Here is an 18756-nt window from a genome sequence, read left to right on the forward strand (position 1 = left end):
TATGATTTTTCTTAAAGGTTATATTTTCTTGTAGCTTCGTCTTTACATATTACTTTCGCTTTATCTAATTTCTTACCGTTATTTATTCTATTAATAAAGCAATCACAAGTAAATTCTGCTGACCCTTTAGGAATATTTTTTTTGGCGTTCAATAATTCTTGGTTGAATTCATATAAACATATACTTTTAATTAGCTTATTTATTTCTTGGCTAGAAGCTTGACTATAAAAGATATTTAGAAACATATTAGTGAGAACAATAGTTAACTTAATTAGGTATGAAGTCTTATAATTCATTGATTTCAATATTTTATTTATGACGGTTTATATTTAATTCTTTGTTCATAACTTTTACTTTTTTAAGGCTTTTAAAAATGTTGGTTGGCATACCTTTTGGTAGGTCTACAAAGCTATAGTTATCAAAAATCTGTATTCGTCCAATGAGCCGTCCATTTATACCTGCTTCATTAGCAATTGCACCAACTATATTACCTGGCTTTACCTTATCTCTATAACCAACTTCTACTCTGAACCTTTCTTTATCTCTATCTGTTGCTGAATGGTCAGATTCGTTTCTTCTACGATATTTACCTCGAACATCACGACGCTCTGAGCTTCGGCGGTGTCTTTCAGCTTGACTTATCCAGCTTTCATCATCATTAATTAATAAGCTAGAGCCTCTATTTGAAAGTTGTATAGCTGCCAATGCAATATTTTGTGGAGTTATACTTAGCTCACTCTCTATTTCATTAACAACAGTTTTTAGAAGATTAATTTCATTATCATCTTCATTAGAGAGAGTATCTTTTGTAGCTGTTTGTAATAGGTCATTTTTTATTCTCTGAATTCGAAATTTATTAATTGTATCGTTATTAGGTATTTCCATTTTTTCAATATTTTGCCCAACAGCTCTTTCTAAATTACTGAGAAAGGACCTTTCTCGTGGGCTAATAAATAAAATGGCATTACCAGTTCTACCTGCTCTTCCTGTTCGACCTATGCGATGAACATATGCTTCGGAGTCAAAAGGCATGTCGTAATTTATAACTAGACCTATCCGTTCTACATCTAGACCACGAGCAGCAACATCTGTTGCAACAAGAATATCTATTCCTCCTTGCCGTAGTCTTTCAACAGTTCTTTCTCTTAGGTTTTGTGGAACATCTCCATTTAATACGGCTACATTATGCTTTGAAGCCTCAAGACTTTCTGCTAGCTTGAGTGTTATAGCTTTTGTACGAGCGAAAATTATTACTCCTTCTCCCTGACTAAGCTCAAGAACCCTTTTTAATGCTTCTAATTTATAGCTATTTTGAATTGTTATATACCGTTGCCTAATTAGTTGAGATTCTTTTTTGCGTGATTTTATAGTTATTTCAGCTGGATCTTTCAAGTATCTTTTTGATAATCTTCTTATCTCAGGTGGCATAGTGGCAGAAAAGAAAACCATCTGACGCTCTTTTGGTAATTGTTCTAAAATCCACTCAATATCATCTATAAATCCCATTCTGAGCATTTCATCAGCTTCATCTAGAACAAGACACTGAAGTGTGGTTTGTCTAAAGGTTTCCTGACGGATATGATCCATTACTCGACCAGGAGTTCCTACAATGATTTCAACTCCTCTTTTTAGAGAATAGACTTGCGATCTAAAATCAGAACCTCCGTAGACGGCTAGAATTTTTATATTGGGATGCCCTTCTGCGTATGCTCGAAAAGACTCTGCAACTTGCATTGCAAGTTCCCGAGTAGGTGTTAATACTAAAACTTGAGGATGATGCTCTTTTTCATCAATTCTCTCAAGAAGTGGCAATGCAAATGCAGCTGTTTTCCCGGTGCCTGTTTGAGCTTGTCCGAGTAAATCTCTTCCAAGCATTAACTCTGGAATAGCTGCTTGTTGAATAGGAGTAGGTTCTTCATAACCTTTGTTTGCAAGTGTTTTTACAAGACCTTCGCTAAACCCAAAGTTATCAAAACCTTTTTGATTTATCGGCTCATCAGAAGATTTGGAATTTATTTCCAATTGAGTATTTATTTTAGGATCTGCTTCTTCTAATGATTGACCATTGTTGGTATCTAGATCAGGAGAAGATGAAGTTAAAACCTCGTTTGATTTCTTTTTAGTCATTAATAAAGATTGGACACCTGATAACCCTTGAAAATTTCAGGCAGACAACCTCCTTTCGGTATTAACCGTGCTTTGTTGACTCGCCTTTAAAAAGGGGGACTCCTTAATCTATCATTTGACGCGTCAGATACTTCGTTTTTATTATGATATGTTCTATTGATTTTGAAATGGAATTGCTAAGTCAAGCTTGCTTTTTGCCCTTGTAATTGCGGTGTAAATTAACCTTTTAGCATAATCTTCATCGTACTTTGATTGATTATCAAGAAACATACTCTCGAATGCATCTGGCCAAAGGCAAATTACATGATTAGCTTCGCTACCTTGAGATTTATGTATTGTTATTGCAATGGCGGGATCGATTTTTTTAAGCCTTATTGGGTGAACTAATTGTATTCCTAATTCATTATCACTTAAGTTTACTTTAAATAATATTCTTTTAAATTCTCCTTCGCCAAGTATTATTCCCACATCTCCATTTGAAAGGTTTAATTCAGGTTGATTTTCCCCACATATTACTGGTGTACTTTGTGGCCAATTATTAATGCCTCCATCTAATTTACTCCCTAAAATTAGTTTGTTTATATGATCTACACTCCATAAACCGTATCTTCTTGGACAAAGTACTATTAACTCTTCAAGAGAATTAATCAATTTATTTATAGAATGGATTTTATTTAAATGCATGGAATCGAAATCATTGAGGTCTATTTGGTTAGATAATTCGGATAATTTTTGTTGATGTTGTGTTATTATTTTAAGAATAGAAGAAGGTATATTATCTATAGTCGATGAACTTATTCTGAGTTTTGTTGAGGTAGGTATATCTGAAAGCTTTGAAAAGAAAAAACGTAGTGATTTTGTACGAACAATACTTGCTAAATCTGCTAGTTCTTCTTTGTTGCGATATAGTTTTTCTAAATGGATAGCACTAGTACCAAATTTAGTACGTACGTCTTTGCATTGCAATTCTTGCCAGATCGCACCACTACCTATAGGTGGTAATTGGTCTGGATCACCAACAAGAATTAATTGACTCATTTTAGGGAGTGCGTTTAAAACAGCCTGCATTAAGGGAATGTCTACCATAGACATCTCATCTATAATTAGGATGTCAAGAGGTAATAGATTTGATTTGTTTCTTAGAAAACTACTCTCAGTTGCTTTTAGCCACCTATGTAAGGTTAAGCAAGGAAAACCTAATAATATATCCTTGTATATACCATCGACATTATCAATAGATTTTTTAATAGTTTCCTCTAAACGCCTTGCTGCTTTACCTGTTGGTGCGGCAAGACCAATACAAAGATTTTTGTTAATTGAAATTGCATTCATTATCATTTGTACTATTGTTGTTGTTTTTCCTGTTCCTGGACCACCACTAAGCAGAATTACATTGTGATTGCTAATAGCATTCACTGCAAATTGTTGTTCTGAATTAAGATGAGAAATAGGTATTAATGTTTCTGAACCCGAGTAAAATTCATCTGGCTTTTGTTGTGATTTATAAATTAAAGTATCTAATATATCATTCATTTCTTCATGCCAACGTCTAAAATATAGGCGATTTTCAGTTAAAATTACTGGAGAGTCATTCCCTTTTAGCCAACCGCTAGCAGTTAGTTCTTTAATATGCTCTGTAGGCCATCCATTGCCCAAAAATTTTGTAAGAGGATATTGTTTGTCAACTCTTATATAAATATTACCCTTTGATAATGCTTCCATTAATAATGAGATAATGTCTTTAAGATGACTATAACTATTAGTCGTTGGAAAATTCTTTATCAGTGTTTTAAATAATTCCGACTTTAAGTTATGTTGGAGTTTTTCGTTGTTATTCATTTCTTATTACCTGAAGTAAGTAAATCATCTAATTTTATGACACGATTAATTGGAGCCTTTTCAACGAGTACCCCAGGGGTTATAGTTTCTAATGTTTTATTGTCAATTTCATTAGGGTCTGGGACTCCTCTAAGAAAAAAATATATATATCCCCCTAAATGCTTTTTAGGATTGTAATTATCTAATCTCCAAAGTAGATACCTATGTAGAGCCACAAGGTACAGATGCGCTTGAAGAGGGTAGTGATGGAGATGCATTTGTTCTTCCATTGATTTTCCTAAGTAGTTGCTGGGATTGCAATTGTTTCCAGAGTTGTCGTTTGAACTCTCTCCTATCCAATTACTCTTCCAATCAACAACCCACCATTTAGCTTCATTAATATTTTTAGAATCTATAAAAATAAGATCTATAGAACCAGTTAAAAATCCTTTACTGAAAATGTTTAAATCACCAAGTGACTTAGCATATGATTCACCAAAACGTGCACTAGGATCTATATTAAATGCATGAGATATATCCTTTGACTGAACTGGATTGCCATCTATTGACATTGACAGATCAAACCTAAGTTCATGAATACGTTGATTATCATTGAGTTCATTTAATTTAAGTTTCCCTAATTCTCCTCCTAGAGGAATATTAATAATTCTGTTTAGAGCAATTTGAACATTAGAAAGCATTTGCATATCTATTCCACTTTTATTTAACTCTTCTTCAATTAAAAGTGTGTTTTTATGATCTGTTGCAAGGGCTGTAAAATCTAATCTTTCCAAGATTTTATGTAGACAATCACCAGCAATAGGACCACGTGGAAAATCTTGTAGTGGGCTTTTCTGGTAGTGGTTATTCAAACTATTAGATTCTAATTTGTCGGTGAAAATCTTTGTAGTGATTGGCTGTTCCTGCTCAATGTCTTTTCCTGTTTCGATGATTTGTAGGTTTGGATAATAATTCTGTCCATTTTTCTTTGTTGAAACCCATGATGAGTAACTATATCTGCCCCAGCTTTTGTCTAGTGATCGCTTGGGAGTTGGACCAGTCTCTAGTCGTATATTAGTTTCTTTAAACGGTTTCCATATTTGTGGTTTAATTGCCTGATTTAGATTGTTAATTATTAAAAATTTGTTTTTGTTACTAACCCATTTCTGCATCGTTTCGTTATTTAGTTCTTTTATGTTGTAGTTGTCTGAAGTTAAGCCAAAGAGTAGGTATGTAAGAGGGTTTTTCTCTTGTCCTTTCGCCATACTCCAAATTACAATTAGCTCCTCTTTAGCACGAGTCATAGCAACATATGCGAGCCTTTCTGACTCTTCTATTGATTCATTTATTGCATTTTCTAAAATATGTTTTCCTTCTCCCCATCCTGGAGTGAGAGAAAAAAACCATGAATTATTTTTCTTTAGCCTCCATAACGGACCTTTAGGTATAGGAGGAGATTGCCAAAGATAAGGACATAAAACGATTTTATATTCAAGGCCTTTGCTTCTGTGTATTGTTATTATATTTATTGCATTTTCTTCAAGATCACTGTTGGACTTACGGCTTTCAGGAGTTGGAGATATTGGTTGAGATCTTTGTTGCCTTAACCATCTTGATGCACTTTTAGCCTCTAGCTTTTGTGTGTGAATAGCTTCTTGTACTAATTCTGCACATTGTTGAAGGTCACTAAATAACCTACCTCTTTTTGAAAGACTAGCGATGTTTTTGCTTCCTAATAGTTCAGATAAACATCCTAAAAGACCAATATTCTTTAGCTCTTGTGACCATTCAATGCATTTTAAACTTAATTGATTAATATCATCATTATTTTCTGCATCTTTAAGCTTTTGTATGTTCCATTGCATTAAAGGGGAACAAGTAAGAAGCCTAATACTGTTAGTTTGAGTAGGCATTGCTAGGCAATCCAGGAATATCTGTAGATATTTAGCCGCTTGTGTATGAAAAACATCGCCTTGATTTAATAATCGACTTGCAAAGTTGGCTAGACTTAATTTAGCTCTAATTTTTTCTGCTTGTTCGTGACGATGTACAAGTATGCAGATATCGTTAAGACAAATTTCGTTGTTATATGTCTGAAGGACTTCAAATATAGAGTTGACTACAACATCTGGAATATATTCTTCTACTTGAGACTTTGTTGGTAAATGAGTATTCTCAATGTTTGTTCGAGCATATGATTTATCAACATTAATAATTTTAATAGGTGTTGTCTTTGCTATTGATGATTGATTTGAATTTGTTGAAGAAGATGATAGAGAAGGAACTGCTAAGCATGAATATTTTAGACCTGGACTCATCAAAGTATTAAGACCTTGAATTAGATCTGAGGAGGCTCTGAAATTAGTTAAAAGTGAGTCGATTCTATCGACGTCTTTTCTGGCTTTTAAGTAAGTTGAAAGATCACCTCCACGAAATTTATATATCGATTGCTTGGGATCTCCTACCATTAAGAGATAATGACTATCACTATGATTAAATGCTTGATTGATAATTCTCCATTGAATAGGGTCAGTATCTTGAAACTCATCTACTAAAATAACCTTATATTTTTGACGTAATTTTTCTAATAAAGGTTTGGATGAAACTTTCTCTGAAATGTTTGTTCCAGGGTCCAACGATCTAAGTTGATCTCCATAACTTACAAAACCTTTTTCAGTTTTTCGCTTTTGTAATTCTAATTTTGCCCATTTTAGTGCATGTATCCAAGTCATTTCTGCAGGTCTATCCCACAAATTTGCAATACAAGTTTGTAATTTTGGTAATAAGAGTGAGGAGGTATTGATATGATTTGCTTTTTCTATTTCATATATTTTAATGGGGTGAAAATAATCTTTTAATAAATTATTGCTCCTTATATTGTAGTAATTCGGAAGTACTCTCATATTAGTCTCCAATCCTGAAGCACTAAAAGTGTTAATCCAAGATGTTAATTCTAAGGCTCTTTTTTTTCTCGGCTTTTGTGAAAATGGCTTTATGTTATCTACTCCCATTCCCTTCCATATCCTTGCTTGCTTTATTAGCTCCTCTTCCAGAGTGAAACCATCTTTCTCCCATTGATTTGTAAAATCATCCCAGTAATGTTCTAACCATTTATTAAATTGATTATGAAGTGGAAGTGAGAAATCAATTGCTTCTTCACTTACATCAAAATTAATTGAGGGGTCGTTGTCAATCTTAATTAGTGTATTTATTAGAGTATCTATTGATAAACCAGCAGCTTGCAAACCCTTTAAATCCATAAGAGGAAGCTTTAAGATATATTCTCGCCAATATTCGTGAATTATTTCAATAATTAAGTTAGTATTTTCTTCTTCAGAGAGTAATTGTGGTTGAATATGACTACCTGTTTTAATTGCTTCTTGTCTAAGACTTTTACTACAAAAACTATGAATTGTTGTTATATCTGCATAATCTATACTTTCTAATGCTTCTAAAAGACGACTTGACCAATCAAATATTATTTTTTCATCAGTCACATTATTTTCCAGCCATTTGGAAAGTACTTGATCTGTTAGAAAACCATCTACTTGTTTGTGGATGCTCTCCAGTCCATTTAGAGCAGATATTAACCTTGTACATATTTTGTTTTTTAACTCTGAGGCTGTTGCTTTTGTAAAACTAATTACGAGCATATCATTTATTGAATATTCCTTTTCTGTTAATAGCCTTAAAACAATATGTGCTAATGAAAATGTTTTACCAGTTCCAGCACTTGCTTCTATAAGCCTGATGCCTGGTTCAAGAGGATAATTATTCGGATCAAAGATAAATTGGAGTTCTTTCTTATTCATATTTTATATTCGCCAATCATAGAATTTAATCCCTGGAAATATAGCCGGCACATCGAAAATATAGTTTTTATATTCTTTATGAATTTGTTTTAGTTTATTTTCTTCTATTCTTGCTTTGATAATTAATACAGCACTTAAAAGTATAAATAGTGTTAAATGGATTAAACTAAATCTATAAAAACCATAACTTGCTGACATTATTAATATACTTTGATATAAAGGATGTCTGCAGTATTTGTATAATCCAGTAGTTACTAAATTAGCTGATTTCTTTGGCTCTGGAAGTGGAGATAGACTAGCGCCAAGAGATATTAGAGATAAAATTGATCTATAAAGACCTATCGTAAAAAAAATTGATGAAGTAATTTGTATAGAAATAGGAGAGCCTGCGGATGAAGGCCATGCTGGTATTAAGTGAAATATTATAATAAATATTTGAAGTAATAACCACCATTCACCATTTTGATTATTTAGAAAACCTTTTCTACTAAATCCCCATTCTGAGAATATATTGATTAATAAATTATTTTTGAAATTCATATTAAATGTTATTTAGAAAACAGTTATCTAACAATGGGTGATAAAGGGTGCTTAAGCATTCATTAAATAGTTGATCTTCTAGGAAAAACTCTGCGTTACAATTTTCGCCAAAACAAATTTCCATTTCTGGTTTATCTTTTTCTCCCATAAGCTTAAAACCCCCATTCCAGCTTCGAGAGAAGTAATTATCTGCATTTGTTTTTTTGTAATACCTAGCCTTAGAGAGTTGCCAACCACTTTCTGGTGGAACAGGCCAACACTCTTTTAGACCAATTTCTACCAATGACTCGATTGCTTTAAGTATCTCTTTTGCTTTCTCTTGAGGTATTGCTTTTATTTTAGCCGATATTTCATAGAGGTTTTGCTTATTATTTGAGTTGGCTCTTGCTATTAATAATGTGTCTCTAGGAATGGAGTCATATGTGCAAACTTGAAGATGCTTTAACCATGTTTTCATTATTGATTTTGCTTTTACCCTTCCTATTTCTACAATGAGATGGGTTTTCCCCGCTAAAATTATTTCGATCCGCTCCTTCTTCATAAGTAGTTGTTTTTCTGTTGTTTCCCCAAGATTGTTAATAACTGATGCAAGGCTTTTGGAACGAGTATTTAGAATTTGACTTTCTATTTCAGCGGCTGTATTTGGAGGGAGTACACCTTGACCTTTAAGAATCATATCCCAATCTTCTGTTGCGTTTAGTTTTGAATAGCTATCTTCATTGAATTGATTTTTTATGAGCTTATATCTTTGTAGTTCGTTGAGTTCAAATTTTTCTAAAATGTTAATAGTATTGAACCTCTCTTTTGGATTTATTTGTATTTGGTTCAGCCATATAACTTGTGGTGCTATTAACCATTTTGATATTGTTTCATTGTCAAGAGAATTATTGTCTATTGGTAAACTTTTTGGCCATTTTAGTGGTATTGCAAGAGCAATAGGCTTGGGTATAGGAAGCTTATCAACTCTTAGCTTGGCTTCTAGATAACGGTTGTCACAACTTATTGGTGGGCGGGAATTTATAGACAGAAAATTTTTAACGCTTAATGGATTAGGTGAAGGAGTATTAATTAAGCCTGTTAAATTATTTTCATCTAATTCTGTTGATAGATAATCAATCCATTGTTGGATAGGAGCAGGAGGGGCAAGTCTTTCACCTGATTTTTCATCTCTGGAGTTCCAGGTAATTAAAAGTTTTTGTCGACATGACATAAGTGCTTCTAGTAAAGCATAACGATCTTGTTCATTAGGTTTAGGATCACCTAGTAGACGTTTATGTTCTAACAAATTAAAGCCAGGACGATATTTATTTTGAGGGAATATAGATTCATCGACACCCATAATTATAATCGCTTTATGAGGTATTGCTCTCATAGGTTCAAGAGCACTAATTGTTATTTTGCCGCTTCTATGACCAAACCTACCACTTTCAAGTGATAGAGATTCTTGAATAATATTTTTAACAATAGAGGTCTCTATTTCTAATTCGCATTCACCTACATCTTTTTGCCAATCATTTAACAGTGAATGAAATAACTCTCGTTCCCATATCCAATCACCTTCACCTGAAAAACAATCTAATACAATTAATTTTAGTAGTTTAACCCACTCTGTACAATTACGAGGACATCTCATTTCCTGTAGATATTTACATATTTGAGATAATATTCCCCACCATTTGGAGATTTCGTCTATAGAAAAGATTGGAGAAAATGGTGCGATATTATTTGGAGCGATGCCTGGACGACTAGGAAGAACTAAACCAATCAACCATCTTTCTAGGCACCAACTAAGACTATGTGTTTTATCTCCATTCCGTTCATTTTCATCAACTCCCGAAATGAAACCTGTTTGCTGTAGACAATCAATCATCTTATCCAAATCTTCCTGGCTAAAATTAAATTGACTTTGAATTACCTGATTTGATAAAAGTTGATCAAGATTTATGGATGTTAGTCGACCAGAAGCAATATTAAATAGCTCCAATATAAATTCAATCAGACCTGGCTTTTCAAGTTGAGTACGGTCTGTAATTTTCCATGGAAGATTAACTTTAGTTGCAACAACATCATTAAATATAGATCCTACTAATGGAGCTAATTTTTCAATCTGAGGAGTCATTATTAATATATCTCTAGGCTGTAGACTTTCATCCTCAGCAAGCCACTGAATAATTTGATCGCGAATAAGTTGTATTTGCCGTCTTTGCCCTGGACATGGCATAAACATTAATGAATTGTCCGTTATGTTTCTATGAAGTTTCCAATTTGGATTATTTTCGATAAGACTTTCTTGTAACTGTTCTAATAAAGTTGGCTCTTCTCCGTTGTTTTGGGCTATTTTTACGGGCCTTGCAAAAAGATCTTCTTCTTTGAACTCACCTAATTGATATTCGCCACTTCCTTCTAGTAATTGTTGAAACTCTGCTCCCATCCGACCTAGGTTTGCTTCCAAACGTGGAGCTTTTAGCAACCATGATCCTTCAATTGGTGCTTTCCAAGCATAACCCAATGCTTTTCTTCTATCTTTACATCGCTTCCATAAATCTTGGCATGGTGTAAGAAGGTATATTTTTACGTCTACAACAGATGATAATGCTTGGATAAGCTCTATTTGAATAGGAGCAAGGCTGCTAATGCCGAAGATTCTTAGTTGTTTAGGAAGGTCAAATCTATTTAGTGAATTTTTATTTTGTTTTAGCATGTTTATAACATTTTTGATTTGTAGTGTTACTGGTTCACTGTTGATATTCTTTTTTAGTAAATTTAATAAAATAGGTTGCCATTGAACTTCATTAGGAAGATCTTTGATTGAATTATTTGTTACTGGATTTAACTCCCACCATTTACAAATAAACTCAGGTCGATATAAAAAATACTCTTCAAATGTATTTGTAATAATTTTAGCCAGTTCCCATTGCTTTTTATTTATTTTATTATTAGATGAAGTTTCTTTTTTTAACCAATCTTTGAGATGCCTTGCTTCTTTGTATTCTAAAAACTCTGGAAGCAATTTAATTATTGTCCAAACTAATTTATTTGATTTCCAGTTATCATCGTTTGTAATTTCTATGCCTAGGGGTATTTGAATAAATTTTTTTAAATGAGAATTGGGAAAAGGGAAATCAATTAGTGCACTTATACCATTGTTAATAGCTATCTGTTCACCAAGCCATCTACTTGTTGGCCATGTATTTACCATTACCTCTATTTTCTCAAATGGATGAGGAGGATTTACTCGCAATTGCTCTGCAAGCACTTGCGCTAACCACTCTGCCCTATTGCTTCGGTATATTGTTAACAAGATTCCTAAATTAAAACATCGAATTTAAGAGCTAAATAATCTATCTTTACGAGGATATAATATAAGGTTTTTCATTTCTTTCACAGCTTCTTTAAGACCTATAGCTAAGGCCCTGGAAATAATACTATGACCAATATTTAGTTCTTCCATTTCTTTAATAGCTGCTATTGGCTCAACATTTTGGTATGTAAGTCCATGGCCTGCATTGACATGTAAACCAAGGCATCTAGCTCTATTAACACTTTCTTCAACTTTGGCTAACTCAACCTTTTGATTTTTTCGGGATGCCAGTGCATACGAACCTGTATGGATTTCTATTGTTTCAGCTCCTGAATCTGATGATGCTTTGATTTGTTTAGGAATTGGATCTATAAATAAACTTACTGAAATTTTTGATGATTTCAGTTTATCTACAATTTTGTTTATTTTTAATTGATTCCCATTGACTTCTAAACCTCCCTCTGTGGTTATTTCTTCGCGCTTTTCTGGAACCAATGTAACCATGTCGGGTTTTATCTTTAATGCAATATCAAGCATTTCTTTAGTGGCAGCCATTTCCAGATTTAACCTTGATTTAATTGTTTTACGTAATAGCTCTAAATCTCTTTCTTGTATATGACGCCTATCTTCTCTTAGATGAACTGTTATGCCATCTGCTCCTCCAAGCTCTGCAAGGAATGCCATCTGAACAGGGTCTGGTTCATTTGTAAGGCGAGCTTGACGGACATTTGCGATGTGATCGATGTTTACTCCAAGACTTGCCATTTTAAATTGTCAATACAAACTAATTTTATTGGCAAATTTGTATTTATTTCTTTATAGACGTTTAGCCGCTGACTTAACTGCACAATGTATTCCCTTAAATCATTCTTTTCATCGTTAAGTTCTATTTAAAGGTTTTAGTAGTTTTAGGCTTTGGCTTTAGTTCCCCGAGAAAGAAATTTGTGTAAAGGGATAAATCCTGTATGGGCCAAGCTGGCAATGGTTGTTACTCAAGATTTTGTTTTAAGGCACTACTTTAAGAAAAAAATTGTACTTGGCAGAGAAAACTTGCTCTTAAATGGACCAGTTGTACTTGCACCTACTCATAGATCAAGGTGGGATGCCTTAATGTTGACTATGGCTGCAGGGAGAAGGGTTAGTAATAGAGATTGTAGGTTTATGGTGACCCTATCAGAAATGCAAGGAATACAAGGTTGGTTTTTGAATCGTTTAGGTTGTTTTCCTATTGATCAAAAGAGACCATCTTTAGTTTCTCTCAGATATTGCATTGACCTTTTAATTGAAGGTGAGCAATTAGTGGTCTTTCCAGAAGGAATGATCAATCGTAAAAGTAAACCAATTAAACTTCAAAATGGTTTGGTTCGTCTTTCTCAGCTTGCTTCTAAAAGGGGAGTGAATGTCAATGTATTACCTATTGGATTAGGTTATAGTGAAATTTATCCCAAACCGTTTGGCAAAGCTGCTATTTGCATTGGAGAGCCATTACGAATTTCTAAAATAAGTAGAGATTCTGTAGAAGAATTTAATCTTAAACTTACTCAGAAGATGCATGCAGCTGAGGAAGCTGCCCTTAATGCGGTTGGCCGAATTTCCAGATAGATATAAAGTCAAAGTATATTTTTCTTTGTTCAATGGTCTGGCGCATTCCTTTTACTGTTCTTGCACTTTACAGTGGATTGTTTTTTTCAGATTTTTCTTCTATAGCATTAGCTAATCCTTTTAACTCTAAGGGGTCTGCTGAAAATTATAGGGTTTTATCTAAAGAAGATATTGGGCTCGGGATAACAGCTCTTGAAAAGATTATTAAGGAAGGAGATGAGCTTTTTTTGAGAAATGATTTGGTAAAAGCTAAGAAAAAATTTGATGATGCTATAACAATGTCAAATTTGTTACTTAACTTTTATGCTGATTTAAGAAATTCTTTTCGTGGTCTTGATGCTCGCATACCAAGAGAGATGAATAATAATAGCCGTGAAGTTACTAAGTTACTTTCCAAGGCAAGAGTTAGTTTAGCCGCCCTTTTCAGGAAAGATAACAAACCTGCTATGGCAGTACCTCTTTTGGTTGATGTAGTAAGAGTTTCTAGCGCATCTTCACTTGAAGGTCAACAGGCTTATCAGGCCCTTGTAGATTTAGGTTTTGTTAATACCCCTTATAGAGGTGCACAAAAAAGACCATGATTTTAATGAATTAGAATAAATGCGATCTATGTTAATGATATGGTTCATTCTGAAGAAGTGATTTCGTCAATACAAGAGGCACTCCCAGATGCCCAGGTTGATGTTGAGGATTTGAGTGGAGGTGGTGGTGATCATTTGAATGTAAATGTTGTATCTTCAGCATTTATAGGACTGACAAGAGTCCAGCAACATCAATTAATTTATAAAGCTCTTAAAGATGAGCTTGCTACAGAAGCCATTCATGCATTGGCTTTAAAAACTTCTACCCCTTAGCTATCTTATTTTTTTTTTATTATGGAGATGGGTACACAAAAACGAATTGAGGATTTAATCAATTCCAATCCAATAATGGTTTTTATGAAGGGAACTAAATTGATGCCACAATGCGGTTTCTCAAATAATGTGGTGCAAATCCTTAATTCTCTTGGGTTAGATTTCGAGACTTTTGATGTTCTTTCTGATATGGAAATTAGACAAGGCATCAAAGACTTTTCTAATTGGCCAACAATTCCTCAGATTTATTTAAAAGGGGAGTTTTTAGGAGGATCTGATATTTTGATTGAGATGTATAACTCAGGAGAACTTCGCGAAAAAATTGAAATCGCACTTGCCTCATAATTCACTTCAAATTTCTTTTTGAAAATAAAGATTATTTAAATCACCATCGGGTCCTACAAAACTAGAAGGGTCCATTATCCATTGCAGGACAAGTTTTTCAAGTTTTTCTTGATCTTTGCTACTTAGTGCCCTTTCTTTTCTAAGAGCATCTAAATACCCATCTGTATAGAGCTTCAATTCTGAAGGTGTGTGAAAAGTATTGATAAGTTGCTGACACGCATCGCATATTGATTGAAAATGCTTTATACATTCTGGATGCTCAAAAACTTGGGATGTCATTTTGCGATGATCTTTAGGTATTTCTTACAGTTGGGCACTGGATTAGTTATCTTAAAACAACTTGGTTTCGGCTTGTGACATTAACTCCAGATCTACTTTCTGAAGAACAAAGTTCACAGCCCTCATTAGGTGGTGCCTCTCTTCAGCCAACTACTCAGTCTCCATCGAGAGTTCTTGTTGTTGAGCCTCATCCCACATTGCGGACTGTTCTTGTTCAAAGACTTAGGCAGGATGGTCATCTTGCTGCGGCGGTTGGTTCAGTGGCAGAAGCAATTGATTTATGTAGAGACCAATCACCTGATTTATTAGTTAGTGCTGAACTCCTAGAGCAAAGTTCAGCTTTAAATCTAGGACAGCAGCTTGGCTGTCCAGTAATGGTTTTAACAGCTAGAGCAGGAGTGGAAACATTAGTAGGTTTATTAGATGATGGAGCAGATGATGTTTTACGTAAACCTTTCGGGCTTGAAGAATTAGCAGCTAGATGTAGAACTTTATTAAAAAGAGGCCGTATAGGTCTTCAGGAAAGAGTGACTGTTGGCCCTCTTGAGGTCCATTTGCTTCTTCGTCAAGTAACCCTTAGAGAAAAACCTGTTGAATTAAGTCCTAGAGAGTTTGCTTTGCTTTGTGCCCTCCTTATGCCCCCAGGCATGGTTAGAAGTAGGCATGAGCTATTAAGAATGGCTTGGCCACCTTTTAGTGGTGGACCACGATCAGTAGATACTCAAGTGCTAACTTTGAGAAGAAAACTTGAACAGGCTGGCCTGGGTGATGGAGGTGGAATTACAACAGTTAGGCAACAGGGATATAGATTTAGTCTTGATAGCTTGCCTTCATAGTTGTTTTGAATCAAAGAATTAATTAAAAGTAAGCTCATCATTCTTTATATCTAAGTTGATTGTTGACTTTTGACCAAATTTATTTTTTAAGATTAACTTTGCCAAGTTATTTTCTACTTCTGATTGAAGTGTCCTTTTAATAGTTCTTGCACCATATGAAGGATCATAACCTTTAGACACTATCCATTCAATTACACTCTGATTGAAATTAATATTCAAACTTTTATCTTCTAATCTTTTATTGATTCTATTCAACTGTAAAAGCACAATCTTATTCAATTGCTCTTTACCTAAACTTTTAAAAAGTATTTGCTCATCTAATCTGTTAATAAATTCGGGCTTGAAATTTTTTATAACTTCTTCCTTAACTATTTGTTTAAGTTTATTATAGTTTCCATTTGATTTATTGAAATCTATAATTAATTGACTGCCAATATTACTTGTTAATATAATTATTGTATTTTTAAAATTAATTGTTTTCCCTTGACCGTCAGTTACTCTTCCTTCATCTAGTATCTGAAGCATAATATTTAATATGTCACTGTGTGCTTTTTCTATTTCATCAAATAAAATTACAGAATAAGGATTCCTTCTAATGGCTTCTGTCAATTGACCACCTGCTTCAAAACCTATATATCCAGGAGGTGCTCCGATTAAACGACTTACAGTATGTTTCTCCATATATTCTGACATGTCTATACGTATCATTGATTGTTCACTGTCAAATAATTCATAAGCTAAAGATTTAGATAATTCTGTCTTGCCCACACCTGTTGGACCCAAAAATAAGAAGCTTGCTATAGGTTTATTTGGATCACTTAATCCTGTTCTTGAACGTTGTATGGCATTGCAAATTGAATTTACTGCTTCATCTTGACCAATGACTTTTTCTGAAAGTGCTTGCTCAAGATTTATAAGTTTATCAATTTCAGATTTCGCAAGCTTTGTGATTGGAATTCCTGTCCATTTTGAAATAATTTCAGCAATGTCATTTTCAGTTACTTCTTCACGTAATAAGAATTTCTTTTCATTATTTGTAGTATCAAAAAGTAAAGCATCCTCTTTGATTTTTAGATCCTTTTGTAAGGAATCAAGTATGCCATACTCAAGTTCAGCAGCCTTATTTAGATCATAATTCCTTTTAGCTTGTTCAACTTGAAGCTGAGTCTTCTCTATTTCTTCTTTAATTGTAGAAATCTCGTTTATTGTATTTTTTTCTCTTTTCCATTGTTCACTTAGATATATTTGTTTTTCTGTTAAGTCTTTTAAGTCTTGCTCAATTTGCATTAATTTATTTTGGTTAGCATCATTAGATTCTCTCCCTAACGAAAGTTTTTCCATTTGTAATTGAATTATTCGTCTATCAATTTCATCAACTTCTTCTGGTTTAGAAGTTATTTCCATTTTTAATTTAGATGCTGATTCATCAATAAGATCTATAGCTTTATCAGGTAAGAAACGATCTGCAATATATCTATCACTTAGAACAGCAGCAGCTACTAGAGCGTTATCTGAAATTCTTACTCCATGATGAACTTCATATCTTTCTTTAAGACCTCTAAGTATCGAAATAGTATCTTCAATGGAAGGCTGATTAATAATTACTTGTTGGAATCTTCTCTCTAATGCAGCATCTTTTTCAATATGTTGTCGATGTTCATTTAATGTTGTTGCACCGATACACCTTAACTCTCCCCTTGCAAGCATCGGCTTTAAAAGGTTGCTTGCATCCATGGCACCCCCAGTAGCCCCCGCTCCTACAACTGTATGAATTTCATCAATGAAAAGTACTACCTTACCTTCTGATGATGTGACTTCTTTCAATACAGCTTTTAATCTTTCTTCGAATTCGCCTCGATATTTTGCACCTGCTATAAGAGCCCCCATGTCCAGAGCAATTAATTGACGATTTTCAAGTGCAGAAGGAACATCTCCATTAACTATTCTCTGAGCTAGTCCTTCAACTATTGCAGTTTTCCCTACACCTGGCTCACCAATTAAAACAGGGTTATTTTTAGTTCTTCTACTTAATATTTGAATAGTTCGTCTTATCTCTTCATCTCTTCCTATTACAGGGTCGAGTTTCCCTTCACTAGCTTCTAGTGTGAGATCTCTTCCAAACTTTATTAGTGATTCATATTTTGATTCTGGGTTTCGATCAGTCACTTTTTGATTGCCTCTGATTTCATTGATTCTTGAAATAAGTGTGTGTTTATCTATTTTTTCACTATTAAGTATTTCTTTGCAGATTCTTTGGTCTTTTACTAATGCTATTAGAAGGTGTTCTATAGCAATAAATTCATCATTATAAGACTCTTTGATTTGATTAGCTTCATTTAATGTAATTTGAAGGTTTTTGCCTATAAATACTTCTTTTGGAACTACCTTCATCTTAGGCTGAAGATCCTTAAACTTATATATAGACTTTTTGATAGATGCAATAGAGGCTTTTTCTTTTTCCAATATTCTTTTTACAAGATCACTCTTTTCTATAATTGCCAGTAAGAGATGTTCAGTTTCTATATATTGTTGAAAAAACTCTTTCGCTAGTTCTTGTGAAAAAATAATGGATGACCAAGAATGTTCTGTAAAATTTTCAGGAATAAACTCCATTACTCTATCCCTATAGATTATTTAATTATCCTCATACAGGCTTTTATTCTATAGAGGGTAAACCGAATTTTTATAGAGAGGTAACTATGCCTATTCGGTTATTTCGTAAGATCAATTTCCTTGCTGGAATATCTCTAACCAGTAGATATATTTTATATAAATATAATTAAATTATTCGAAATAGTAAGTAAAAATATAAAAGTGCATAAAAAAAGCTAGTTGGAAATTAATCTAACTAGCTTTTTTAAGAGGTTTAACTTTTTTATTGAACTACAACTTTTCCTACCATTCCAGCACCTCTATGAGGCTCACAGTAGTAATCATAAGTTCCAGCTGATGTGAATGTTTCTTCCCATGATTCACCTGGAGCAAATGCTAAATCAGGATGACTTAACTCATCGTGACCTTCAAAAACAGCATTGTGAGGAGCAAGTTTATTATTCACAAACTTTACTGAGTCACCTGTGCTAATGGTTACAGAGCTTGGCTCAAAGGCTAGCATTCCTGCATCTGTTCCTAGTTTTACTTCTACTGTTTTAGCTTGTACTGAGTTGACGCCAAAGACAAGTACTAAAAGCAGTGCAAAGCTCATAGCAACTAATGAACGTAGCATTGAAAACATTTGGTTC

The 18756-nt window shown here is 33.7% G+C and carries 15 protein-coding genes; 5 read left to right on the forward strand and 10 right to left on the reverse strand.

The features are described 5' to 3' along the window. Positions 1-11: 11 nt before the first annotated feature. The 7 genes from O5636_RS01150 to O5636_RS01180 form a co-directional block, all read right to left on the reverse strand. On the reverse strand, positions 12-296 hold the full coding sequence (locus O5636_RS01150; protein WP_269622795.1) for a hypothetical protein: 285 nt from the start codon (positions 294-296) through the stop codon (positions 12-14). Between the two features lie 13 nt (positions 297-309). Next, the gene (locus O5636_RS01155) at positions 310-2127 is read right to left on the reverse strand and encodes a DEAD/DEAH box helicase (RefSeq protein WP_269622796.1); all 1818 of its coding nucleotides are present in this window, start codon (positions 2125-2127) and stop codon (positions 310-312) included. 153 nt (positions 2128-2280) lie between these two features. Further along, positions 2281-3966 carry an exodeoxyribonuclease V subunit alpha gene (recD, locus tag O5636_RS01160; protein ID WP_269622797.1) on the reverse strand — a complete coding sequence of 562 codons (1686 nt, stop codon included), beginning with the start codon at positions 3964-3966 and terminating at the stop codon, positions 2281-2283. Further along, positions 3963-7757, reverse strand: a complete 3795-nt coding sequence (locus tag O5636_RS01165) for a UvrD-helicase domain-containing protein (protein WP_269622798.1) — start codon at positions 7755-7757, stop codon at positions 3963-3965. Before O5636_RS01165 ends, recD begins: the two co-directional genes overlap by 4 nt. A 3-nt stretch (positions 7758-7760) precedes the next feature. Next, positions 7761-8297 (reverse strand): methyltransferase family protein, encoded by a 537-nt coding sequence (locus O5636_RS01170; RefSeq protein WP_269622799.1) that lies wholly within the window; start codon positions 8295-8297, stop codon positions 7761-7763. A 1-nt stretch (position 8298) separates the two neighbouring features. Then, positions 8299-11598, reverse strand: coding sequence for an exodeoxyribonuclease V subunit gamma (locus O5636_RS01175; RefSeq protein WP_269622800.1), 3300 nt, complete (start codon positions 11596-11598; stop codon positions 8299-8301). Between the two features lie 24 nt (positions 11599-11622). Then, positions 11623-12363 carry a pyridoxine 5'-phosphate synthase gene (locus tag O5636_RS01180; protein ID WP_269622801.1) on the reverse strand — a complete coding sequence of 247 codons (741 nt, stop codon included), beginning with the start codon at positions 12361-12363 and terminating at the stop codon, positions 11623-11625. Positions 12364-12513: 150 nt separating this feature from the next. Here O5636_RS01180 and O5636_RS01185 point away from each other — a divergent pair, with 150 nt between their 5' ends. From O5636_RS01185 to grxD, 4 genes are read left to right on the forward strand one after another with little or no spacing between them, the layout of a single operon-like run. Next, positions 12514-13200, forward strand: coding sequence for a lysophospholipid acyltransferase family protein (locus O5636_RS01185; RefSeq protein ID WP_269622802.1), 687 nt, complete (start codon positions 12514-12516; stop codon positions 13198-13200). A 32-nt stretch (positions 13201-13232) separates the two neighbouring features. Beyond that, a complete protein-coding gene (locus O5636_RS01190) occupies positions 13233-13781 on the forward strand; it encodes a hypothetical protein (protein ID WP_269622803.1) in 549 nt (182 codons plus the stop codon). A gap of 39 nt (positions 13782-13820) precedes the next feature. Further along, positions 13821-14054 (forward strand): BolA family protein, encoded by a 234-nt coding sequence (locus O5636_RS01195; protein WP_269622804.1) that lies wholly within the window; start codon positions 13821-13823, stop codon positions 14052-14054. 21 nt (positions 14055-14075) lie between these two features. Then, positions 14076-14399, forward strand: a complete 324-nt coding sequence (grxD, locus tag O5636_RS01200) for a Grx4 family monothiol glutaredoxin (protein ID WP_269622805.1) — start codon at positions 14076-14078, stop codon at positions 14397-14399. A 6-nt stretch (positions 14400-14405) separates the two neighbouring features. Here grxD and O5636_RS01205 read toward each other — a convergent pair whose 3' ends face one another. After that, on the reverse strand, positions 14406-14678 hold the full coding sequence (locus O5636_RS01205; RefSeq protein WP_269622806.1) for a DUF6761 family protein: 273 nt from the start codon (positions 14676-14678) through the stop codon (positions 14406-14408). A 74-nt stretch (positions 14679-14752) separates the two neighbouring features. On the opposite strand from O5636_RS01205, the gene O5636_RS01210 reads away from it, so the two are divergent. Next, positions 14753-15514: a response regulator transcription factor gene (locus O5636_RS01210; RefSeq protein ID WP_269622807.1), complete on the forward strand. Its 762-nt coding sequence runs from the start codon at positions 14753-14755 to the stop codon at positions 15512-15514. Between the two features lie 18 nt (positions 15515-15532). Here the strand turns inward: O5636_RS01210 and clpB are convergent, their stop codons facing one another. Both clpB and petE read right to left on the reverse strand, forming a co-directional pair. Next, on the reverse strand, positions 15533-18127 hold the full coding sequence (clpB, locus tag O5636_RS01215; RefSeq protein ID WP_269622808.1) for an ATP-dependent chaperone ClpB: 2595 nt from the start codon (positions 18125-18127) through the stop codon (positions 15533-15535). A 262-nt stretch (positions 18128-18389) separates the two neighbouring features. Beyond that, positions 18390-18749, reverse strand: a complete 360-nt coding sequence (petE, locus tag O5636_RS01220; protein WP_269622809.1) for a plastocyanin — start codon at positions 18747-18749, stop codon at positions 18390-18392. Between the last annotated feature and the right edge of the window lie 7 nt (positions 18750-18756).

Source organism: Prochlorococcus marinus str. MIT 0918 (assembly GCF_027359415.1).
Lineage (GTDB): Bacteria > Cyanobacteriota > Cyanobacteriia > PCC-6307 > Cyanobiaceae > Prochlorococcus_E > Prochlorococcus_E marinus_C.

Excerpts from the sequence above, each read along its gene's own strand:
- O5636_RS01165 (WP_269622798.1), bottom strand. The coding sequence starts at position 7,757 with ATGAATAAGAAAGAACTCCAATTTATCTTTGATCCGAATAATTATCCT.
- grxD (WP_269622805.1), top strand. The coding sequence starts at position 14,076 with ATGGAGATGGGTACACAAAAACGAATTGAGGATTTAATCAATTCCAAT.
- O5636_RS01180 (WP_269622801.1), bottom strand. The coding sequence starts at position 12,363 with ATGGCAAGTCTTGGAGTAAACATCGATCACATCGCAAATGTCCGTCAA.
- recD (WP_269622797.1), bottom strand. The coding sequence starts at position 3,966 with ATGAATAACAACGAAAAACTCCAACATAACTTAAAGTCGGAATTATTT.
- O5636_RS01195 (WP_269622804.1), top strand. The coding sequence starts at position 13,821 with ATGGTTCATTCTGAAGAAGTGATTTCGTCAATACAAGAGGCACTCCCA.
- clpB (WP_269622808.1), bottom strand. The coding sequence starts at position 18,127 with ATGGAGTTTATTCCTGAAAATTTTACAGAACATTCTTGGTCATCCATT.
- O5636_RS01170 (WP_269622799.1), bottom strand. The coding sequence starts at position 8,297 with ATGAATTTCAAAAATAATTTATTAATCAATATATTCTCAGAATGGGGA.
- O5636_RS01155 (WP_269622796.1), bottom strand. The coding sequence starts at position 2,127 with ATGACTAAAAAGAAATCAAACGAGGTTTTAACTTCATCTTCTCCTGAT.
- O5636_RS01150 (WP_269622795.1), bottom strand. The coding sequence starts at position 296 with ATGAATTATAAGACTTCATACCTAATTAAGTTAACTATTGTTCTCACT.
- petE (WP_269622809.1), bottom strand. The coding sequence starts at position 18,749 with ATGTTTTCAATGCTACGTTCATTAGTTGCTATGAGCTTTGCACTGCTT.
- O5636_RS01190 (WP_269622803.1), top strand. The coding sequence starts at position 13,233 with ATGGTCTGGCGCATTCCTTTTACTGTTCTTGCACTTTACAGTGGATTG.
- O5636_RS01205 (WP_269622806.1), bottom strand. The coding sequence starts at position 14,678 with ATGACATCCCAAGTTTTTGAGCATCCAGAATGTATAAAGCATTTTCAA.